Annotated in this window: 18 protein-coding genes and 1 tRNA gene; 12 read left to right on the top strand and 7 right to left on the bottom strand. The window is 72.5% G+C overall.

The annotated features are described in order from the left end of the window. Nucleotides 1–723 precede the first annotated feature (723 nt). From FA014_RS00230 to FA014_RS00215, 4 genes are all read left to right on the top strand, one after another. Nucleotides 724–2769 carry a GNAT family N-acetyltransferase gene (locus FA014_RS00230; protein WP_154727704.1) on the top strand — a complete coding sequence of 682 codons (2046 nt, stop codon included), beginning with the start codon at nt 724–726 and terminating at the stop codon, nt 2767–2769. Nucleotides 2770–2889: 120 nt separating this feature from the next. Continuing rightward, entirely contained in the window at nt 2890–4407 is a 1518-nt protein-coding gene (locus FA014_RS00225; protein ID WP_154727703.1) for a hypothetical protein, read from the top strand. Next, complete coding sequence (locus tag FA014_RS00220; protein ID WP_154727702.1) at nt 4407–4832, top strand: ASCH domain-containing protein; 426 nt, start codon at nt 4407–4409, stop codon at nt 4830–4832. The genes FA014_RS00225 and FA014_RS00220 overlap by 1 nt, the downstream gene beginning before the upstream one ends. Nucleotides 4833–5064: 232 nt before the next feature. Next, on the top strand, nt 5065–5436 hold the full coding sequence (locus FA014_RS00215) for a hypothetical protein (RefSeq protein ID WP_154727701.1): 372 nt from the start codon (nt 5065–5067) through the stop codon (nt 5434–5436). A gap of 148 nt (nt 5437–5584) precedes the next feature. Here the strand turns inward: FA014_RS00215 and FA014_RS00210 are convergent, their stop codons facing one another. After that, nucleotides 5585–5950, bottom strand: coding sequence for a hypothetical protein (locus FA014_RS00210; RefSeq protein ID WP_154727700.1), 366 nt, complete (start codon nt 5948–5950; stop codon nt 5585–5587). A gap of 40 nt (nt 5951–5990) precedes the next feature. Between FA014_RS00210 and FA014_RS00205 the strand changes: the two genes are divergently transcribed. Beyond that, nucleotides 5991–6176 carry a hypothetical protein gene (locus FA014_RS00205; RefSeq protein ID WP_154727699.1) on the top strand — a complete coding sequence of 62 codons (186 nt, stop codon included), beginning with the start codon at nt 5991–5993 and terminating at the stop codon, nt 6174–6176. Nucleotides 6177–6424: 248 nt separating this feature from the next. Here FA014_RS00205 and FA014_RS00200 read toward each other — a convergent pair. Continuing rightward, nucleotides 6425–6507, bottom strand: a tRNA-Leu gene (locus tag FA014_RS00200). A 269-nt stretch (nt 6508–6776) separates the two neighbouring features. On the opposite strand from FA014_RS00200, the gene FA014_RS00195 reads away from it, so the two are divergent. Genes FA014_RS00195 through pknB form a run of 7 tightly spaced genes read left to right on the top strand, consistent with a single transcriptional unit; the run spans nt 6777 to nt 15693 of the window. Next, nucleotides 6777–7490 (top strand): FhaA domain-containing protein, encoded by a 714-nt coding sequence (locus FA014_RS00195; protein ID WP_154727698.1) that lies wholly within the window; start codon nt 6777–6779, stop codon nt 7488–7490. Between the two features lie 21 nt (nt 7491–7511). Then, complete coding sequence (locus FA014_RS00190) at nt 7512–8012, top strand: FHA domain-containing protein FhaB/FipA (RefSeq protein ID WP_154727697.1); 501 nt, start codon at nt 7512–7514, stop codon at nt 8010–8012. Nucleotides 8013–8020: 8 nt separating this feature from the next. Next, the gene (locus FA014_RS00185; RefSeq protein ID WP_154727696.1) at nt 8021–9352 is read left to right on the top strand and encodes a Stp1/IreP family PP2C-type Ser/Thr phosphatase; all 1332 of its coding nucleotides are present in this window, start codon (nt 8021–8023) and stop codon (nt 9350–9352) included. After that, on the top strand, nt 9352–10827 hold the full coding sequence (locus FA014_RS00180) for an FtsW/RodA/SpoVE family cell cycle protein (RefSeq protein WP_154727695.1): 1476 nt from the start codon (nt 9352–9354) through the stop codon (nt 10825–10827). The genes FA014_RS00185 and FA014_RS00180 overlap by 1 nt, the downstream gene beginning before the upstream one ends. Beyond that, nucleotides 10824–12281: a peptidoglycan D,D-transpeptidase FtsI family protein gene (locus FA014_RS00175; RefSeq protein ID WP_154727694.1), complete on the top strand. Its 1458-nt coding sequence runs from the start codon at nt 10824–10826 to the stop codon at nt 12279–12281. The genes FA014_RS00180 and FA014_RS00175 overlap by 4 nt, the downstream gene beginning before the upstream one ends. Then, nucleotides 12278–13675 carry a serine/threonine-protein kinase gene (locus FA014_RS00170; RefSeq protein WP_154727693.1) on the top strand — a complete coding sequence of 466 codons (1398 nt, stop codon included), beginning with the start codon at nt 12278–12280 and terminating at the stop codon, nt 13673–13675. Before FA014_RS00175 ends, FA014_RS00170 begins: the two co-directional genes overlap by 4 nt. Then, nucleotides 13675–15693 carry a Stk1 family PASTA domain-containing Ser/Thr kinase gene (gene pknB / locus FA014_RS00165; RefSeq protein ID WP_154727692.1) on the top strand — a complete coding sequence of 673 codons (2019 nt, stop codon included), beginning with the start codon at nt 13675–13677 and terminating at the stop codon, nt 15691–15693. The genes FA014_RS00170 and pknB overlap by 1 nt, the downstream gene beginning before the upstream one ends. A gap of 140 nt (nt 15694–15833) precedes the next feature. Here pknB and FA014_RS00160 read toward each other — a convergent pair whose 3' ends face one another. The 5 genes from FA014_RS00160 to FA014_RS00145 form a co-directional block, all read right to left on the bottom strand. Then, nucleotides 15834–16745 carry a hypothetical protein gene (locus FA014_RS00160; protein ID WP_154727691.1) on the bottom strand — a complete coding sequence of 304 codons (912 nt, stop codon included), beginning with the start codon at nt 16743–16745 and terminating at the stop codon, nt 15834–15836. A 371-nt stretch (nt 16746–17116) separates the two neighbouring features. Then, a complete protein-coding gene (locus FA014_RS00155; RefSeq protein WP_154727690.1) occupies nt 17117–17740 on the bottom strand; it encodes an aminodeoxychorismate/anthranilate synthase component II in 624 nt (207 codons plus the stop codon). A 2-nt stretch (nt 17741–17742) separates the two neighbouring features. Continuing rightward, nucleotides 17743–17904, bottom strand: coding sequence for a hypothetical protein (locus FA014_RS19775; RefSeq protein ID WP_166938077.1), 162 nt, complete (start codon nt 17902–17904; stop codon nt 17743–17745). Beyond that, complete coding sequence (locus FA014_RS00150; RefSeq protein WP_154727689.1) at nt 17904–18752, bottom strand: class E sortase; 849 nt, start codon at nt 18750–18752, stop codon at nt 17904–17906. Before FA014_RS00150 ends, FA014_RS19775 begins: the two co-directional genes overlap by 1 nt. Then, nucleotides 18749–19726, bottom strand: a complete 978-nt coding sequence (locus FA014_RS00145) for a DUF881 domain-containing protein (protein ID WP_230322753.1) — start codon at nt 19724–19726, stop codon at nt 18749–18751. The genes FA014_RS00150 and FA014_RS00145 overlap by 4 nt, the downstream gene beginning before the upstream one ends. Nucleotides 19727–19742: the final 16 nt, after the last annotated feature.

The following is a 19742-nucleotide window of genomic DNA, read 5'->3' as shown; positions in this document are numbered from 1 at the left end:
GCAGGCAGGCTCGCCGTTCACGCGAGCCCGGAATCTCGCCTTTCGCGGACCCACCATCCAACCCGGATTCGTGCCTCGGAGATCGCACGCGCTCGCAGTTCAACCGCGGCACCAAGAAGTGGGAGGTCAGCCGCGACCACCAGGGGACACTGCTGTCCGCGCTGCTGCAGGAGTACGGCTCGTGCCACGTTGTGACCGACAGCCGGGTCTCGCAGAGCACCAAGTGCGACACGCGCTGCGTGGAGGCCGAGGGCGACGACTGCGTGTGCTCCTGCGGTGGGATGAACCACAAGGGCTCCGATATCGGTTACTACCAGGTCGGTGAGACGACGCTGGTAGGTCAGTGGGCGGACGTCATGCGAACCGAGCGGATGTACGCACTCAAGATGCACTGAGCCGCTACGTCCTCCGTGCAGCCATGACTGCGATCCTCCGTGATTTGAGAGGCTCCGTGGGACCGGGGGCCGTTCACACCCGCTTGCGTGCCTCACGATTCCGCTGCCACCTCCGGGCCTGCCGCGCGCTGAGAGCGCCGAGGCGCGAGCCGCGCCCGGTACGTGTCCACGCCGCGCCGGGGGATCACGGCGACCAAGACGTCCAGTCGCGAACACCCTCGTGGCTCTTGCGTGATTTCTGTCGGACCAGGCGGCCTTGGTTCCTGCCTGCACGAGAGCACCCGAATGGCGGGCGCAGCGCCCTGATCGTGAACGGTACGAATCTCGCATGGGAGCGCTGCCCTCCACCCTCAGCCTGACTCTGGTCCGGCCCCAAGACGTACGTCTTCTCCAGTCGGTCGTCGAACTTGCTGACCAGAACCGCGTGACGCTCGGCCTCATGCCGCGGGGCGCTTTCCCGGAACTGGCAGCGGCAGGCGGCCTCCTCGCGTGCCGCGACGGCGACGGTCTCGCCGGTTACGCGCTGTTCTCGGTTGCCCGAGGGCGAGTCCGGCTCATTCACCTGTGCGTCGCTGCAGCGCACCGCCGGCGGGGGGTCGCGCGCGCGCTGGTTCGTCGGATCAGTGAGCTGCACCCCGAGACCACAGGCATCGGGGTGCGGTGCCGACGCGATTATGTCGAGGCGACCGCCGCGTGGCCGGTCCTGGGCTTCGCACCGACCGGAGAGAGCTCGGGTCGCGGTCGTGACCGCGCACAGCTGATCCATTGGTGGCTGTCTCACCACCTGCCTGACCTGTTCTCGGTCTCGGAGTCAGACGGCGACATCGTCGTCGCGATCGACCACAACATCTTCATGGACCTCCTAGACCCCACACGCTCCGGCGCTGAGGAGTCGCGTTGGCTGACCGACGAATGGCTGCCTGAATCCGTCGTCCTGAAGGTCACCGCGGTCTCGGCCCAGGAGGCTGTGAAGAACACGGACGAGCGCGAACGACAGCGCCAGCTGAACACCCTCAGCGCCTTCCCAGCGCTCCAGCACTCCCCCGCCCAGCGCGATGAAGCGGCCACGCGATGGCGGTCGGTCGTGCCGGAGGTCCCCAAGAAGGACAGCGCCGATCGCGATCACTTGATCAGCACTGCCGCCGGCGGCGCGCGCATCTTCGTCACGAGAGACGACAAGCTGATCGAGAGGTACGCGGAGCACGCGTACAACATCTTCGGCGTCACCGTCATCCGCCCTTCCGAGCTGACCGTGCACCTCGACGAGCTCGTCAACGGATCGCGTTACCGTCCGGTGGATCTGCGGGGCACGAACTACCAGGTGAGCGAGTACGGCGTCGGGGCGGAGCGCGAGCTCGACCTGTTTCTGTCTCACCGATCGGGGGAACACAAGAGCAAGTACCACCGCATCCTGCGTGAGCTTGCCGGACAAGCCGAGGCCCGCGGCTGGTGGGTCCGGGACCCGTCGGGAACGCTCGTCGCAGCGTGGGGCTGGCACCCGCGGCCGACCACGCGGACGCTGGAGGTCCCGTTCCTCCGGGTCGTCGACACCACTGCGGGCGCCACTCTCGGCCGATTGATCGCGTTCCGGCTGCGCCACGACGCGCGCCGGCAGAACCTGAACTCCATTCTCGTCACCGACCCCTCCATCCCCGACAATCTCCTGAGGGACTTGAAGTCGGACGGGTACCTACGAACACGCATGGGCATGCAGGCGGCGGTCCTTGACGTCCGCGACACCCCTTCCGCGGCTGACGCCCTCGACCCGACGCACCCGCTGCATGCGGTCGTACGCGACACGGTGTCCGCTGCCTCGTCCCCAGAGCGGGTAGCGGCTCTGGAGCGCACGCTCTGGCCGGCCAAACTGCTCGATACGGACCTGCCGTGCTACCTCGTGCCGATCCAGCCCCGCTGGGCCCGCCCGTTGTTCGCCCTCACCGAGACGCTCTGGGTCGAGAACGACCTGCTCGGCACGAGCCGTGAGCACGTGTACTACCGCTCCCCGCGTGCCAACCCGCAGGCTCCCGCACGGATCGCCTGGTACGCATCCAGCGACGACGCCGGAGACCAGATCAGTTCGGTCGTCGCGGTCTCGCTCCTGATTCAGGTCGAGACCGCGACCCCGAACGTCCTGTTCCGGCGCTACCGCAGGCTCGGCGTCTACCAGCGGAAAGACCTCGAAAGGTACGACCCTGCCGGGAGGGCCTCCGCATTGCGGTACGTCGACACCGAACGTCTCGAGCGTCAGGTGCCGCTGGAACGGCTGCGCCGCCTGCCCGACGCCGACAAGATCCCGACACTTCGCGGACCGAGCAAGATCTCGAGCGAGCTGTTCGGCGCGATCTACGCCTATGGCACCGGCACCGCCCGATGACGTGCTGACCGTGCGTGCACGCATCGACCTGACGCCCACCAACGGCGCCATCCAGGTGCATCCAGCCCCAGGTCGGCGTGTCCTGTTCCCCCGTCGCACTACGGCCGAGATGCTTCCGTCGTGAGCACAGGCGGCGCTGACCCGGCTTCGCGCTTCGCGCTTCTGCTGGATACCAACGCCTTCATCGCGTTGGAGCCGACGTCACCGTCGTTCCAGAGCGACCTGCCAGATGCAGCCGAGCTGGTGCACCTCGCACAGCTCGGCGGCCACCGGTTCTACCTCTCGGCCGGAACCAGTCACGACATCGACCGTGACGCACGAACCGAACGCCGCCGCGCGAACCACCTGCTGGCGCGCAAGTACCAACACCTCGAACCGATCACGCCACCGGCAGACCTGCTTGCGGTCCTCGAAGAAGACGCCCCGCCTCCGGGCCGTCACCACAACAACGACGTCGATCTTGAGATGCTCGCAGCCGTCTGGGTGGGAGCGGTCGACTTCCTCGTCACCCAGGACAACAAGCTGCGGCGTCGTGGTGTCCGAGCCGGGATCGGCGAGCGAGTCCTGACGATCGTCGAGGCAGTCGCGTTCCTCCGCCGACTCATGCCACGCGCGAGCGTGCCACCTCCGGCGGTGACTCCGTTGCGGACGTACAACCTCGACCCGCACGATCCGATCTTCGACTCCCTGCGCGAGGACTACACCGGGTTCGACGCCTGGTTCGCACGAGCACGTCAGGCCCCGGGACGTCCCTCCTGGGTGATCGAGGTCGAAGACGGCAGCTACGGCGCCTTGATGATCGTCAAGGACGAGCCACCGGAGGACACCGAGTTCCCGGGCAAGGTTCTGAAGCTCTGCACGTTCAAGGTCGCTCCGCATGCGATGGGCCGCGCGTACGGCGAGTTGCTGCTCAAGACGCTGTTCGGGGTCCTGCACGCCGGAAGTTACGACACGGTGTACGTGACCACCTACCCCAAGCAAGACCGCTTGATCGAACTTCTAGGGGACTTCGGCTTCGTGCACCACAACTCGCCAGCCACCGAGGACGAGGAACTGGTCCTGGTGAAGTACCGGCGGCCAGCCGATCCTTCCGTGACCGACCCACTCACCGCACACCAGCTGCACGGGCCGCCGTACGTCCACCCCGCTGCGCGGGCGTTCGTCGTCCCGGTCATCCCGGTTTGGCACGATGCACTCTTCCCGGATTTCGAGATGGGCTTCGGTCTGTGGACCGGCAACCACGCGTACGGCAACGCGCTACGCAAGGCGTACGTCAGCGGAAGCCGCTCACGCCTCGTGGGCGCCGGAGACACCCTGCTGTTCTACCGGTCCGCAGACCTGCAGGCCGCGACTGTCGTAGGCGTGGTGGAAGATGTGCACGTCTCGACCGACTCCGAGTCGATCAGACAGTTCGTCGGACGACGCACCGTGTACACGCCGCAAGACCTGGCGGACATGGAGGCAGACCATGGTGAACTGCACGCCCTGATCTTCAGGCAGGACCGGCTGCTCGATCCCCCGGTCTCGCTCAGGACGTTGCGCCTGATGGGGGCCTTGAACGGGCCGCCGCAGAGCATCACCGAAGTACGTGAAGGAGGACGACCGTGGGTGCACCAGCAGCTGGCCGCGTCGCAGTGATGTCGATCAAGCCGCAGTTCGCCGACGCGATCCTCGCGGGGACGAAACGGGTCGAGTTCCGCAAGCGCCGCCTGGCGCCCGATGTGAGCACGGTACTGATCTACTCCACGATGCCTGTCGGACGCATCGTCGGCGCCTTCGAGGTCGCCGGCTACGACATCGCCAGTCCCACGGCCGTCTGGGAGCGGCACAAGGGTCATGCCGGGATCACACGAGTCGGCTACCGCGAGTACTACCGCGGCTCGCCGTTGGCGGTGGGCATTCTGGTGAGAGACGCACGGCGACTCGCTCGCCCTGTGCGGCTCAGCGAGCTGGACCTGGAGCTCACGGCGCCGCAGAGCTTCCTCTACTTGCCCCTGAACCCGCACGCTGCCGCTTCAACAGCGCAAGCGCAGCTCCGCGCGGAGCTCGCGCTCGTGGGATAGCGCCGCCCAGCCAAACTCGACCCACCGCCCAGCCCCACGTCGCCCACGCTTCCTTCACGGCAAGCGGGCCCTCTTGAGCCGGACGGGTGATCCGTCGCCGGTCAGCGCCGTCTCACGGCTCTCGTGTCCGTCCACCTGGCAACGTGGGCATGGGTCACCTACCCGGCGGCGACGGCAGGCGGCAGCGGGCCGGCCGTTGGATCCCGCTCACGGATATGAGAGGCGAAGCACCATGACGTTCGGCCGAGACGCGTTCAACTCCGAGGAGAACTTGCGGCGCGCGATTGCTCACCACCTCGAGAACAGCGAGATCATCCAGGACTTCGTCGGTGACCGCCCGGAGCAGTACGAGACGTTCGAGGACCAGGACCAGACCACGGTCACCGTGCACGTCGACTCCCTCAAGATCGAGGACGACGGGGACGACGCGACCGCGTCCTACACCGCTGCAGTGGAGGTCCGTCGAGCGCTAGCGGGTCAGGACGCCCGGGGCGACGAGACCGTCTACACCACCGAGGTCGTCAACGGTCAGGTGAGTGGTTCCGTCACCATCACTGTCGGGGAGCCCGACATCGATGATCTGAACGACCCTTACTACGAGTGAGGCCACGGCACGCACGATCCGGGCTGGGCCGCTGACCGGGCGGCCCGGATCGTGGCGCCGGGACTCGGCCGCTCGGGGTGCGTACTCACCGTCCGCCGACTTGTGACGAGGTCGGGGCCGTGCGGCACGCGCACTCCCCCGGCCGCGGTCATTCGTCGTCGCCGTCCTCGTCAAGGAGTTCCTCGATGCTCACGACGGGGGTGGTGCAGCGGACGGTGAGGAGCGCAGCGGGGTCGAGAGGCTCGAGGATCAGGTGCACTTCTTCCCTCACGCGGATACCGCTGTGAGCGGCTCCGTCGTGGAAGTGCCGGACGGACCCGACACGTAGCGGCGCGCCGTCCCGCCGCAGGTCGCTCATCCCGAACCCAGCTGCCTCACCACCGGTCGTGGAGCCGATCCGCGTGATGGTGATCGTCCACAGCGGTCCCGGCGTGGATTCGACCAGGTGCCGGGCACCCGAGCTCGTTGTGACGAGCCAGCGCCCGGAGAATCTCGCGGGGTCAACGAGCTTCACGCCACGCCGTGCCGCGGAGCCCCGCGGCACGGCCTTGCACGTGCGGGTCACCACCGGTGACATCCCCCGCCGCACCGAACCCCGCGCCCGGTACCCGTTCGTGCCCAAGCACCTGGGTCCCAAGCACCTGCGCGCAGCCGCCGAGGCCGCTGCCCGGGCCGAGTCCGACACCGCCGGCACCGCCCGCGACGCGCAGGACCACACCCCACCGCACCAACCCGGCTAGGCCAACGGGCGGGCGACTCCGCCGCACGAACTGAACAGCACCATCCGCAGAGCCCGCTGACCACCACGGTCAGCGGGCACTTCGGCGTGCGCCCGCGAGCGCCGCCGACGACCTCCCGCGCGGCGCCCAGCACACCAGCGTGTAACGAAGCCGCAGGTCAGGCCCAGAAACGAAGAACCCCCGGTCGGAGACTCTCCGACCGGGGGTTACCCGGACTGCTCTGCCTGTCCTAGACGAACAAGCCTGTGTGCGCGAGGGGGGATTTGAACCCCCACGCCCTTTCGGACACTGGCACCTGAAGCCAGCGCGTCTGCCGTTCCGCCACTCGCGCGCCGCAGAAGATTAACACGATTCCGCGGGGCCTCCTGACCACTCCCCGGTGCGGGGCCCGGGCGGCCTGCGCGCCACCCCTGGACCCGCCCGGCGACCCCACCTGCACACCTTCCGCACGCCCCGCCGCGACGTCTTCACCAGGGACGCGCCACTCCCGTCGTCCACAGGGAGAGCCCGCGCACCTGGTCCGCGGCTACCATCGACGCAGTGTGTCGGGTGCACGTCCGTGCCCGACCGTTCGCGCGTGCGGTGAGGAGGTGGTGGGCGTTGGGCATCCTGGACCGGTTCGAGCACGGTGTGGAGCGCGTCGTGAACACCGCGTTCGCCAAGGCCTTCCGCAGCGAGGTGAAGCCCGTCGAGCTGGCGAGCGCCCTGCGCCGCGAGGTCGACGACCGGGCCGCCGTCGTGGGCCGTGACCGCACGGTCGTGCCGAACGAGTTCACGCTGGAGCTGTCCCCGTCGGACTACGACCAGGTGGAGGCGTGGGGCGCCGAGGCCCTCGCCGACGAGCTGGCCGCGAACGTCACGGAGCACGCGACGAGCCAGCGGTACGCGTTCGTGGGCCCGGTGACCGTGGCGTTCCACGAGTACGAGGACCTGGAGACGGGCCGGTTCCGGGTGAAGTCGGCGACGGTGCGCGGCGCGGCCGCCCCGGCGACGACCGCCGCCCCGAGCCCGCGGCACCCCCTCATCGACATCGACGGGCAGCGCTACCTGCTCACCGGCCCGGTCACGGTCATCGGCCGCGGCTCGGAGGCGGACATCGTGGTGGACGACCCGGGCGTGTCCCGGCGGCACCTGGAGATCCGCGTCTCCCCGCAGGGCGTCGTCGCCTCGGACCTCGGCTCCACGAACGGGTTGTTCGTCGAGGGCCACCAGGTCCCCGCCGCGACACTCCTGGACGGGAACACGCTGACCATCGGCCGGACCCGCATCATGTTCTGGACGGGCGACGGCGACGGACAGGACCAGGACGAGTGAGTCACGGCACGCAAGGCACGCATGAGTGAGCTGACGGTCACCCTGCTCCGCCTGGGCTACCTCGTGCTCCTGTGGGCGTTCGTGCTGTCCGCGATCGGGGTGCTGCGCCGCGACCTCTACGGGACCCGGATCACCAGCCGCCGCAAGCCGCGCGCCGCGGCCCCCGCCGCCGGCCCCGCGACCACCCCGGCACCGGCACCCGCCGCCGAGCGCGGCCGCGGCCGGCGCACCGGTCCGACCCGGCTCGTCGTGACCGAGGGCCCGCTGCGCGGCACCACCCTCCCGCTCGGGTCGACGGCGGTCCTGATCGGCCGGGCGCCCTCCTGCACGCTGGTGCTGGACGACGACTACTCGTCCTCGCGGCACGCCCGGGTGTACCCCGAGGGCGGCCAGTGGCTGGTCGAGGACATGGGGTCGACCAACGGCACGTTCCTCGACGACCAGAAGGTCACCTCCGCGGTCCAGGTCCGCCCCGGTGCGCAGATCCGCATCGGCCAGAGCGTCCTCGAGCTGCAGGGGTAGCGGGGATCGTGGGCATCGCGCTGCGGTACGCCGCCCGGTCCGACGTGGGGCTGGTCCGGTCGAACAACCAGGACTCGGCGTACGCCGGTCCGCACCTGCTGGTGGTCGCGGACGGCATGGGCGGGCACGCCGGCGGCGACGTCGCGTCGTCCGTGGCGATCGCCGCGCTCGCGCCCCTGGACGGCGAGTCGCACGGCCCCGACGACGCGCTGGACGAGCTGGAGCGCGCGCTCGAGGAGGCCCGCGAGGAGATCATCAGCCGCTCGGAGTCCAACCCCGAGCTCGCCGGCATGGGGACGACGGTCACGGCGATCCTGCGGGCCGGCAACAAGCTCGCGATGGTGCACCTCGGCGACTCCCGCGGCTACCTGCTCCGCGACGGCGTGCTGACCCAGGTCACGACCGACCACACGTTCGTCCAGCACCTGGTCAACACCGGGAAGATCACGCCCGAGGAGGCGGAGACGCACCCGCAGCGCTCCGTCGTGATGCGGGTGCTCGGCGACTTCGACGTCGACATCGCACCCGACCTGTCCGTCCGCGAGGCGCGCGCCGGGGACCGGTGGCTGCTGTGCTCCGACGGGCTCTCGGGCTTCGTCAGCGGCGAGACGATCGCCCGGACGCTGTACGAGCTGCCGGACGTGGACACCTGCGCCGAGCGGCTGGTCCAGCTCGCGCTGCGCGCGGGCGGCGGGGACAACGTCACGGTCGTCGTCGCCGACGTGCTGGAGCTCAACGACGTGCGCGACGGCGCGGGGCCGACCACGAACGCCGTGGTCGTCGGCTCGGCGGCCGTGTCCCGCAACCGCCCGACCGCGGCGCAGGACGGGCCCGCCGCGCGGGCGGCCGAGCTGTCCCGCCAGGCCAGCACCCCGGGCGGGGGCGTGGCCGTGGTGGACGACGCCGACGACGCGGAGGACGACCCGGACGAGCGACGCGCGCGCCGGCGCCGACGGGCACGCCGCGTCGTGCTGAGCGTGCTGGCCGTCGTGGTCGTGGCCGGGGCCGCGTTCGGCTTCTACCGCTGGACGCAGACCCAGTACTACGTCGGCGTGGACGGCGAGGTCGTCGCGATCTACCGCGGCATCCCCCAGTCGGTGGGCCCGCTGGCGCTCTCCGAGGTCGTCGAGACGAGCGACGTGGTCGTCGACGACCTGCCGGCGTTCGTGCGCGAGCGCCTCGACCAGACCATCCACACCGCGACGCTCGCCGACGCCCGCGAGCGCGTCGCGTCGCTCGCCGAGGACGCCGAGCCGGAGCCGAGCCCGACGCCGACCCCGACGAAGCCCACCGCCCCGGCCGCCACGCCCGGTGCCACCGCCCCGCCGGTGGGCCCCTGATGGCGACGGTGGAGGCGCACCGCGTGCGCGCCGGCCGCGGCACCGAGCTGGGTCTGCTGGTCCTGGCGCTGGCGATCGCCATCGCGGCGTACGGGCTGGTCGGGCTGGGCGCGACCGACGAGCTGCCGGCCGACGTGCTGGGCTACGGCGCCGGCCTCGCGGGTCTGGCCCTGGTCGTGCACCTCGTGCTGCGCTGGCGCGCGCCCTACGCGGACCCGGTGATCCTGCCGTCGGTGATCGCGCTCAACGGCATCGGGCTCGCGATGATCTACCGGATCGACCTGGCACGCCAGGCCCGCGGCGGCACGGAGATGTTCGCCGGCAAGCAGCTCGCCTGGTCGGCGATCTCCGTCGTGCTGGCCTGCGTGGTGCTGGTCGTGCTGCGCGACCACCGCACCCTGCGCCGCTACACCTACACCGCGATGGTCGTCGGTCTCGTACTGATCGTGCTGCCGCTGGTCCCGGGGCTGGGCGTGACGATCAACGGCGCGCGCATCTGGGTCCGCGCGCTCGGGTTCTCGCTGCAGCCCGCGGAGCTCGCCAAGATCGCGCTGGCCGTGTTCTTCGCCGGCTACCTCGTCACGCACCGCGACACGCTCGCGCTGGCGGGACCCAAGGTGCTCGGCCTGCAGCTCCCCCGGCTGCGCGACCTCGGCCCGATCGCCGTCGTCTGGGCCGCCTCGATCGCGGTCCTGGTGCTGCAGAGCGACCTCGGCACGTCGCTGCTGCTGTTCGGCCTCTTCGTCGCCATGCTCTACGTCGCGACCGAGCGGCTGTCCTGGATCATCATCGGCCTGGTGATGTTCGCGGGCGGCGTCGCCGTCGCGACCGCCACGTTCGGGCACGTCGCCGCGCGGTTCCACATCTGGCTGCACGCGCTCGACCAGGACGTCTTCGAGCGGTCCCCCGGCGGCTCCGGCCAGCTCGTGCGCGGGCTGTTCGGCCTGGCCAGCGGGGGCCTGTTCGGCACCGGCTGGGGGCAGGGACGCCCGGACCTGGTGCCGTTCGCCGAGTCGGACTTCATCATCGCCTCGCTCGGCGAGGAGCTCGGCCTGACCGGCCTCATGGCGATCCTCACCGTCTACCTGGTGCTGTGCCAGCGCGGCCTGCGCACCGCGATCGGCGTCCGCGACGGGTTCGGCAAGCTGCTCGCGGCCGGCCTCGCGTTCGTCATCGCGTTCCAGTGCTTCGTCGTCGTCGGCGGCATCACGCGGATCATCCCGCTGACCGGCCTGACCACGCCGTTCCTCGCCTACGGAGGCTCCTCGCTGCTCGCCAACTGGATCGTCGCCGCGCTGCTGCTGCGGATCTCCGACGACGCCCGGCGCCCCGCGCCCGAGCCCGGCGGTGAGCTGCTGTCGACCCCCGCCGGCGGCCTGCCGCTCGACGAGGACGCGCGCAACCCGGTCGCCGTCGCCGGCGACGACCAGCCCACCGAGCAGCTGCGCCGCACGTCCGGAGGTGGTCGCGCGTGAACACCGCCCTCCGCCGCCTGGCGACGGTCGTCGTCGTCATGTTCCTGGCCCTGCTCGCCGGCACCACCTGGGTGCAGTTCGGGCAGGCGTCCGCGCTGAACAACGACTCGCGCAACGTCCGCACGCTCTACCGGGAGTACGGCAAGCCGCGCGGGCCGATCATCGTGGCCGGCCAGCCGATCGCGCAGTCGACCCCCGTGGACGACCCGTTCGGCTTCCAGCGCGCCTACAGCCAGCCCGACCTCTACTCGACGGTCACCGGCTTCTACTCGGTCGTCAACGGCGGGTCGCAGCTCGAGCGGGCCATGAACGACGTGCTCACCGGCCAGGCCGACTCCCTGTTCTGGTCGCGCATCCAGGACCTGATCACCGGCGCGCAGCCCCAGGGCTCGTCGATCGAGCTCACGATCGACCCGGCGGCGCAGCAGGCGGCGTACGACGCGCTCGGCGGCCAGCAGGGCGCGGTCGTGGCGGTCGAGCCGTCGACCGGCAGGATCCTCGCGATGGTGTCGACGCCGGGCTTCGACCCGAATGCCCTGGCCACGCACGACACCACCGCGGCGAACGCCGCCTACCAGCAGCTGCTGGCCGCCGACGGCGACCCGCTGATCAACAAGACCACCAGCGAGAACTACCCGCCCGGGTCCACGTTCAAGCTGGTCACGGCCGCCGCCGCGCTCGAGTCCGGCGGCTACACCCCGGACTCGGTGCTGTCGGCGCCCGACGTGTACACGCTGCCCGGCACCCGGACGACGCTGCCGAACTTCGGTGGCTCCTCGTGCGGCGCGAACCAGCAGACCACGCTCGCCGACGCGCTGCGCATCTCCTGCAACACCGCGTTCGCGTCCCTCGGCGTCGATCTCGGCGACGACGCGATCCGGGCCCAGGCGGAGAAGTTCGGCTTCGGCCAGACCGACCTCACCGTCCCGATGCGCGTCGCGGCGTCCCAGTACCCCGACGACCTGAACGACGCCCAGACCGCGCTGTCCGCGATCGGCCAGGAGTCCGTCCGCGCGACGCCCGTGCAGATGGCGATGGTCGCCGCCGCGATCGCGAACGGCGGCACCCTCATGACCCCGTACCTGGTGCAGACGATCCGGACCGCCAACCTCGACGTGGTCAGCGAGGCCGAGCCGTCCGAGCTGTCCCAGGCGGTCTCCGACGCCACGGCGCAGCAGCTGACCGACATGATGGTCGGCGTCGTGCAGTCCGGATCCGGCACCTCCGCGCAGATCCCGGGCGTCCGGGTGGCCGGCAAGACCGGCACGGCGCAGACCGGGATCGAGGGCGACGCCCCGCACGCCTGGTTCACCGGCTTCGCGCCCGCGGACGACCCGCAGGTCGCGGTCGCGGTCATCGTCGAGCACGGCGGTTCCGTCGGCTCCGAGGCCACCGGCGGGCGCGTCGCCGCGCCGATCGCGAAGGCCGTCATGGAGGCGGTGATCAACCAGTGAGGCCCGCACCCGGCGTCGTCCTCGGCGGCCGCTACCGCCTGACCCGCCAGATCGCCGTCGGCGGCATGGGCGAGGTCTGGGCCGCCCACGACGAGTCCCTCGCCCGGGACATCGCCATCAAGGTGCTCCGCGAGGAGTACGCGGGCGACACCGGGTTCCTCGAGCGGTTCCGCACGGAGGCGCGCAACGCCGGCAGCCTGTCGCACTCCGGCATCGCCGCGCTGTTCGACTACGGCGAGCAGGACGGCTCCGCGTTCCTCGCGATGGAGCTCATCGTCGGCGAACCCATGAGCGACCTGCTGGAGCGCGAGCCCGTGCTGCCCCCGCGCCGGCTGCTGCCGATCCTCGCCCAGACGGCGCGCGCCCTGCACGCCGCCCACGAGGCCGGCGTCGTGCACCGCGACGTCAAGCCCGGCAACATCCTCATCACGCCCACCGGCAAGGTGAAGATCACCGACTTCGGCGTCTCGCTGTCCAGCAACCAGGTCCCGATGACCGCCACCGGCATGGTCATGGGCACCGCCCAGTACCTCTCCCCCGAGCAGGCCGTCGGCGGCCCCGCCACGGCGGCGTCCGACATGTACGCGCTCGGGATCGTCGCCTACGAGGCCCTGGTCGGGCACCGGCCGTTCACCGGGCCGACCGCCGTCGACATCGCGGTCGCCCACGTGAACACGCCCGTGCCGCCGCTCCCGCCGTCGGTCGACCGTCAGATCGCCCGGCTCGTCATGCGGCTGCTCGCGAAGGACCCCGCCGACCGGCCGCGGACCGCCGAGGAGCTCGCCGACCTGTTCGACGCGCTCGTCCCGCACACCCCCGCCGGCGGCAGCGCGCCGGTGTCGATCGTGCCCGGACGGGCGGTGTCGTCCGCGGGCGGCGCCCGTGCGGCGGCCGCCGGGACCGGCGCGGGTGCGCGCGGCGGCGACTCCCCGGCGCGCGGCGTCACCGGGTCGCGGCCCAGCGAGGCCGGGGCGATGCGGGTGCGCGGCTCGGCCGCCCCCACCCACGCCGCGACCGCCGACGCACCACCCTCGTTCGACCCCCGCACCGGCCGGCCGACCACCGGCGCCGGTGCCGTCGCGCCGACCTACCGCGCCACAGCGGGCCGCGGCGGCGCGCACAGCAACCCGACCACCCGGGCGCACGCCCGCGTGCAGGCGGGCGCCGGCGGCGGGCGGTTCCACGTCCGCTGGCCGCTCCTGGTGCTGGCCGTGCTCGTCGTGGCGCTCCTGGGTGCGGCGCTGGCCGACCGCCTGACGGGGGACACGGGGTCGCTCGCGCCCGTGGGTACCGGCGAGTACACCCGGGCGGCCGCAGAGGGTGGGATGATCTGGCGAGCACAGCCCGGCGCAGCCGCGCCGGACGCGCAGACGACGACAGCGAAGGACGCCTAGTGGTGGACGACGGATCCCGGATCCTCGCCGGACGGTACGAGGTCGGTGAGCTCATCGGCCGCGGTGGCATGGCCGAGGTGCACATCGGGCACGACACGCGCCTCGGGCGCACCGTGGCGATCAAGATCCTGCGCTCCGACCTCGCGCGCGACCCGTCCTTCCAGGCGCGGTTCCGCCGGGAGGCGCAGGCCGCCGCCGGGCTCAACCACCCGTCGATCGTCGCCGTGTACGACACCGGCGAGGACGTCTACACCGAGCCGACCGGCGCGACCGCGCACGTGCCGTTCATCGTCATGGAGTACGTCGAGGGCCACACGGTCCGCGACATCCTCCGCGACGGGCAGGCCGTGCCGATCGAGGAGGCCATCGAGATCACCGCCGGCGTGCTGTCGGCGCTCGAGTACTCGCACCACGCCGGCATCGTGCACCGCGACATCAAGCCGGCGAACGTCATGCTGACCCCCACGGGTGCGGTCAAGGTGATGGACTTCGGCATCGCGCGCGCCGTCGCCGACTCCGCGGCCACCATGACGCAGACCCAGGCCGTCATCGGCACCGCGCAGTACCTGTCGCCCGAGCAGGCCCGCGGCGAGACCGTCGACGCCCGCTCCGACCTGTACTCCGCCGGCTGCCTGCTGTTCGAGCTCCTCACGGGCCGGCCCCCGTTCACCGGCGACTCGCCCGTGGCCGTCGCCTACCAGCACGTCCGCGAGATCGCGCCGGCGCCGTCCTCCGTCGCCTCCGACGTCCCCGAGGTGCTGGACCGGATCACCGCCAAGGCGCTGGCCAAGGAGCGGGACGCCCGCTACTCCTCCGCCGCCGAGTTCCGCGCCGACCTCGAGGCCGCCGCCCGCGGCGGCGCGGTGTCCGCACCCGCCGTCGCGCCCGCGCTGCTCGGCGCCGGCGCCGCGACCCAGGTGCTCACCCCGGACGCCGGCGCGACCCAGGTCATGCCCGGCGACGCACCCGCGTGGGCGCCCACCGGCCCCGGGACCTCCGTGCTGCCCGCGCAGGACGGCGAGGAGCCCGAGGAGGAGAAGAAGTCGAAGCGGTGGCTGTGGATCACGCTCAGCGTGATCGCGGTCCTCGCGGTCGGTGGCCTCGTCTGGCTGCTCACGCAGGACCGGGAGCCGGACGTCCGCATGGTCGAGGTGCCGGCGGTCGCGGGCCAGGCCGAGGCCGCCGCGACCAGCACGCTGACCACCGCCGGGTTCGAGGTCGTCCGCCAGGAGGAGCCGAGCGCCGACGTGCCCCAGGGCAGCGTCACGCGCACCGACCCCGCCGGCGGCGAGGATGCCGAGGAGGGCTCCGAGGTCACGCTGTTCGTCTCCACGGGACCGACCGCCGTCACCGTGCCGGACGTCTCGGGGCTCACCCAGGACCAGGCGCGGCAGCAGCTCACCGACGCGGGCCTCACCGTGGGCTCGGTCCGCGAGGACGACAACCCCGCGCAGCCCGAGGGCCGCGTGCTCGGCACGGAGCCCGGGGCGAGCCAGTCGGTCGCCGAGGGGTCGCCGGTGACGCTCGTGATCTCCTCCGGCCTGGTCCAGCTCCCCGACCTGTCGGGGCAGACCGAGGACGCCGCGAAGCAGACGCTGAACGGCCTCAAGCTGTCCGCGAACACCTCGACCGAGGAGAGCGCGGACGTGGCGGCCGGCTCCGTCATCCGGCAGGACCGGGCGCCGGGGCTCGTCCCGCAGGGGACGGTCGTGAACCTGACGATCGCCACGGCCCCGACCACCGTGACCATCCCGAACGACATCGTCGGCAAGACCGAGGCGGATGCCACCGCGCAGCTCCAGGGCCTCGGCCTCACGGTGGACGCCGTGTCCTCCGACGACCCGTCCAACCAGCCCGCCGGCACGGTCATCTCGTCCGACCCCCGCGTCGGCTCGAAGGTCGCGATCGGCAGCACGGTCACGCTGACCCTGTCCTCCGGCCCGAACCCCACGGCCGGCAACCAGGGCAACGGCGGCAACACCGGCAACAACGGCAGCGCGGGCAACACCGGCGGCTGACCCACCCCGCACCCGCCCCGGGCCTCGGGCCTCCTCCGGGAGGACCGGGGCCCGTCGCGCATCCCCGCCGCCACGTCGAGCCGTCACGCCGAGATCGGCGCCTCCACCCGAGATCGGTGCGCCCAAGGACCGATCTGGGGTCAGACCACCGATCTCGCCGGACCACGCCCCACCGCGCGCAACGCCCCACGGACGCGGGACGCCAGAGACGGCGGGTCGCGCAGGTCCGCCCAGGTGACGCGGAGCACGCGCCAGCCGGCCTCCTCCAGAGCGTCCTGCCGGCGCTTCTCCGCGAACACCGCGGCGGCGGCCGCGCGCCCCTCGCCGCCGTACTTGGTCCGGCCGTCGAACTCCACGGCCAGCCGTTCCTCCCGCCAGCCGAGGTCCACCCAGCGCCGGCCCAGGCGGGTCTCGACCGCGACCTGCGGTTCGGGGCCGGGCACACCCTGCGCCAGCAGGTGCCACCTGACGAGCGACTCCCCCGCCGACTCCGCCCGATCGTCTCCCCGCTCGACCACGGTCCGCGCGCGCCGGATCCCGCGCTGCCCGGTCGAGCCCGCCAGGACCCGGCGCAGCTCGTCGGGGTCGGCGCCGGCACGCAGCCCGGAGTCGACGACCACGAGACCGCTGGGCCCGGGGAGCGTCGACGCGCAGTCGACGAGCGTCCGCGCCAGCGACGTCACGGGCAGGGCGAGCACGTCGGTCACCTGGGCGGCGCGGCGGGCATCCGCCGTCCAGTGCTCGACGACGCCCGTCCGCCGACGGTCGCGGGTCGACCGGCGTGCCACCGGGGCGGTGACGTCGACCGCCGTCGGCACGAGGTCGAGCGCGCAGCCCCACAGCGCCGCCGCGGTGCGGTGGCTGAACCAGTGCACACCCGGTCGCGCGGCGTGGACCGCGACGGCACGACACAGGAGCAGGTGCAGCGCGGCCGACCAGGGCTCCGTCTCGGTCGCCGGCTCGGCGTAGGCCCCGCGGAGGACCCGCACGAGGCTGCCGTCCCGCACCCGCGCACGGAGGTCGTCGGGCGGGATGTCGCGAGCGAGCAGCACCCGCGGGACGACGGGCCGGACGACGGGTGCGAGCGCGCGGCGGGGGGATCGGTCGTCGGTGGGAGCGAGTGCGGAGGCAGGGGTGAGGGCGGAGGCGGGAGCGAGAGCAGGGGTCCGAGGGGAGCGCATGCCTCGACGGTCGCGGCCGACCGCCGGGTGGACCGGCGCTCGTCCCCAGCCCGACCCGCTCCCGTGCGCGATCGCCCCCTGTGGAGGACTCGGAGCCCGGCCGCAGCGCGGCGCCGAGATCGGTGTCCTGCGCCGAGATCGGTCCGCAGAGGCGCCGATCTCGAGCGGGAACGCCGATCTCGCCGAAACGGGCGCGGCGGGCGAGGGCGCGCGGACGTGCCGCGCCGGCCGGGCGCCCGGGGCTACGGGCGGACGAGGGGGTGGAGGTCCGCGGAGCGGGCGACCGCGTCCGGCTCTCCCGTGAGGGTCAGCCAGTTCGCCAGCAGGCGGTGGCCGCCCTCCGTGAGGACGCTCTCCGGGTGGAACTGCACGCCGTGCAGCGGCAGCGTCCGGTGCTGCAGGCCCATGATGATCCCGTTCGCCCGGGCGGTGACCTCGAGCTCGTCCGGGACGGTGCCCTCGACGACGGCCAGCGAGTGGTAGCGGGTCGCGGTGAACGGCGTCGGCAGCCCCTCGAAGACGCCCGTGCCGTCGTGCGACACCAGGCTCGTCTTGCCGTGCATGAGCTCGGGGGCGTGCGTGACGGTGCCGCCGAACACCTCGCCGAGCGCCTGGTGCCCGAGGCACACGCCCAGCATGGGCGTGCCCGCCTCGGCGCAGTCGCGGATGACCTGCATCGACGACCCCGCCTCGGACGGCGTCCCCGGACCGGGCGAGATCAGCACCCCGTCGAAGTCCGCCCGCTCGGAGACCGGCGGCACGGCGTCGTTGCGCACGACGACGGTCTCGGCGCCCAGCTGGTCCAGGTACCCGACGATCGTGTAGACGAACGAGTCGTAGTTGTCGACGACCAGGATGCGGCTCATCGTCAGCCCTCCCCCACGGTGGTGTCGTTGAACGGCATGTACGGGGCGAGCCAGGGGAACACCCACACGAAGCAGGCGGCCAGGACGGCCACCGCGAGGACCAGCAGGATCAGGACGCGCACCAGGGCCGGCCCGGGCAGGTGCCGCCACAGCCACCCGTACATCAGGAGACCTCCGCGAGCTCGGCGGGCACGCCCTCGGAGACGGGGGCCCAGTAGTCCAGGACGCCGTGCACGATGTACCGCTCGCGCGCGGAGAACATCGGGTGGCAGGTGGTCAGCGTGATGTACCGCTCGGTCGGCTCGGCGCCCGGCTGGTCGGGCACCGGGGCGATGACCTGCACGTCGTCCGGCATGACGATCTGCGAGGACGTGACGCGGTAGACGTACCAGGTGTCCTCGGTCCAGACGACGATCGGGTCGCCCTCCTGGAGCTCCGCGATCCGGTTGAACGGCTTGCCGTACGTGGTGCGGTGCGCGGCGAGCGCGAAGTTCCCGACGCCGCCGGGCATCGCGGTGCCCTCGTAGTGCCCGACGCCGAGCGGGTTGAGCACGTTCGGACGGTCGGTCCCCTGGGTGATGGTCCGGGTCGGCTCGCTGTCCCAGCGCGGCACCCGCATGGACGCGAAGGTGGTGAGGTACCCGGGCTCGTCGGGCACGGGCGGCTCGTCGTAGCGCGGGGTGACGATCGCGGGGCCGTCGGGGGCGTCCAGGGGGGCGAGCGGCTCGTCCCAGCCCTGCTCCTGGACGATCTGGGCCTGCTCGCGGTTCGACTCGACGTCGGTCCACCAGAGCTGCCACGCCAGGAACGCCAGCAGCAGGACGCCCGCCGTGATGAGCAGCTCGCCGAGCACGCCCACCGCGCCCAGGACGACGCCGCCGCGCGCGGGCTCGCGGTCGCGCGAGCGGTCGCCGCGCCGCGCGGCGCGCCGTCCGCCGCCGGACCCGCCGGACGCCCCGGGCTCGTCGCCGCGCCCGCCCAGCCCGGGCGGGGCGATCTCCGTCCCGCTCATCCCTCGGTGCCCTCCCGTCGCGCGCCGGTGCTGGTCGCCGTGCCGTCCTCGGCGACGAGCCCCGGGAGGACCTCCGTGCCGGGGGGGACGCTGGCGTACCGCATGTCGACGGCGCCATCGTAGGCGGGCACCCGGACGCCCTGGTCCGGGCGGGTGACCTCGTACCCGAGCCCCACGGCGTCGACCCACGACCGGTAGGCGCGCACGGCGGGGTCGGTCGCGAGCGCGTCCAGCAGGTCCTCCGGGTCGCCGACGGCGGTGACGACGTAGGGCGGCGAGTACCGGCGGCCCTGCAGCGACAGCACGTTGCCGATGCACTGGAAGGCGCTGGTCGAGATGACGCGCTGGTCCATGAGGGCCATCGCCTCCGCTCCCCCGGCCCACAGCGCGTTGATGACCGCCTGCAGGTCCTGCTGGTGGACGACCAGGTCGTCCGGCCCGGTGCCGGCGGGGCGGGGTCCGTCGGCCGGCGCGTCGTCCAGGCTGACCGTGATGCCGGTGCCGGTCACGGCGACCTTGCCCGAGGCGATGTCGAACGCCTCGCCCGCGGACTGCCACTCGAGCCCCACCGAGTCGGTCTGCTGCTGGGTGAGGGCGTCGACCTCGGACCGCAGCGCCGCGACCTGGTCGGCCAGGCGCTCCCGGCGGGTGTCCTCGTTCGACTGGAGCCCGGCGAGGTCCTGGGGCTGCCGGGTGTCGGTCCCGCTGGCGAGCCGGGCGTTCGCCGTGAACAGGGCACCGGCCAGCGCCATGACCAGGCCGATCGAGAGCGTCCCCCGCAGGGCGCGGCCCCGGCGGTGCCGCTGGATGCGGTGCTGCGCGTGCTCCCGCGCGGCCCGCAGGCGCGCCGACGGCTCGGCTGGCCCGGACGGCTCCGGGGCCGCCGCGGGCACGCCCGGGACGGCCGGCGCGTCTGCCGCGTCCGGCGCCGCGTGGACCCCGTGGGCCCGCCGCTCAGGGTGCTGCTCGGGCACGCTCATCCCCCTCGGT

The sequence above is a fragment of the Cellulomonas hominis genome (genome assembly GCF_005239125.1).
Classification (GTDB): domain Bacteria; phylum Actinomycetota; class Actinomycetes; order Actinomycetales; family Cellulomonadaceae; genus Cellulomonas; species Cellulomonas hominis_A.
Note: the sequence above shows the minus strand (reverse complement) of the source record. Positions and strands in the feature narration are given on the sequence as shown.

Coding starts and splice junctions, on each gene's coding strand:
- FA014_RS00230 (WP_154727704.1), top strand. CDS start 724: ATGGGAGCGCTGCCCTCCACCCTCAGCCTGACTCTGGTCCGGCCCCAA.
- FA014_RS00220 (WP_154727702.1), top strand. CDS start 4,407: ATGTCGATCAAGCCGCAGTTCGCCGACGCGATCCTCGCGGGGACGAAA.
- FA014_RS00215 (WP_154727701.1), top strand. CDS start 5,065: ATGACGTTCGGCCGAGACGCGTTCAACTCCGAGGAGAACTTGCGGCGC.
- FA014_RS00190 (WP_154727697.1), top strand. CDS start 7,512: ATGAGTGAGCTGACGGTCACCCTGCTCCGCCTGGGCTACCTCGTGCTC.
- FA014_RS00180 (WP_154727695.1), top strand. CDS start 9,352: ATGGCGACGGTGGAGGCGCACCGCGTGCGCGCCGGCCGCGGCACCGAG.
- FA014_RS00155 (WP_154727690.1), bottom strand. CDS start 17,740: ATGAGCCGCATCCTGGTCGTCGACAACTACGACTCGTTCGTCTACACG.
- FA014_RS19775 (WP_166938077.1), bottom strand. CDS start 17,904: ATGTACGGGTGGCTGTGGCGGCACCTGCCCGGGCCGGCCCTGGTGCGC.
- FA014_RS00150 (WP_154727689.1), bottom strand. CDS start 18,752: ATGAGCGGGACGGAGATCGCCCCGCCCGGGCTGGGCGGGCGCGGCGAC.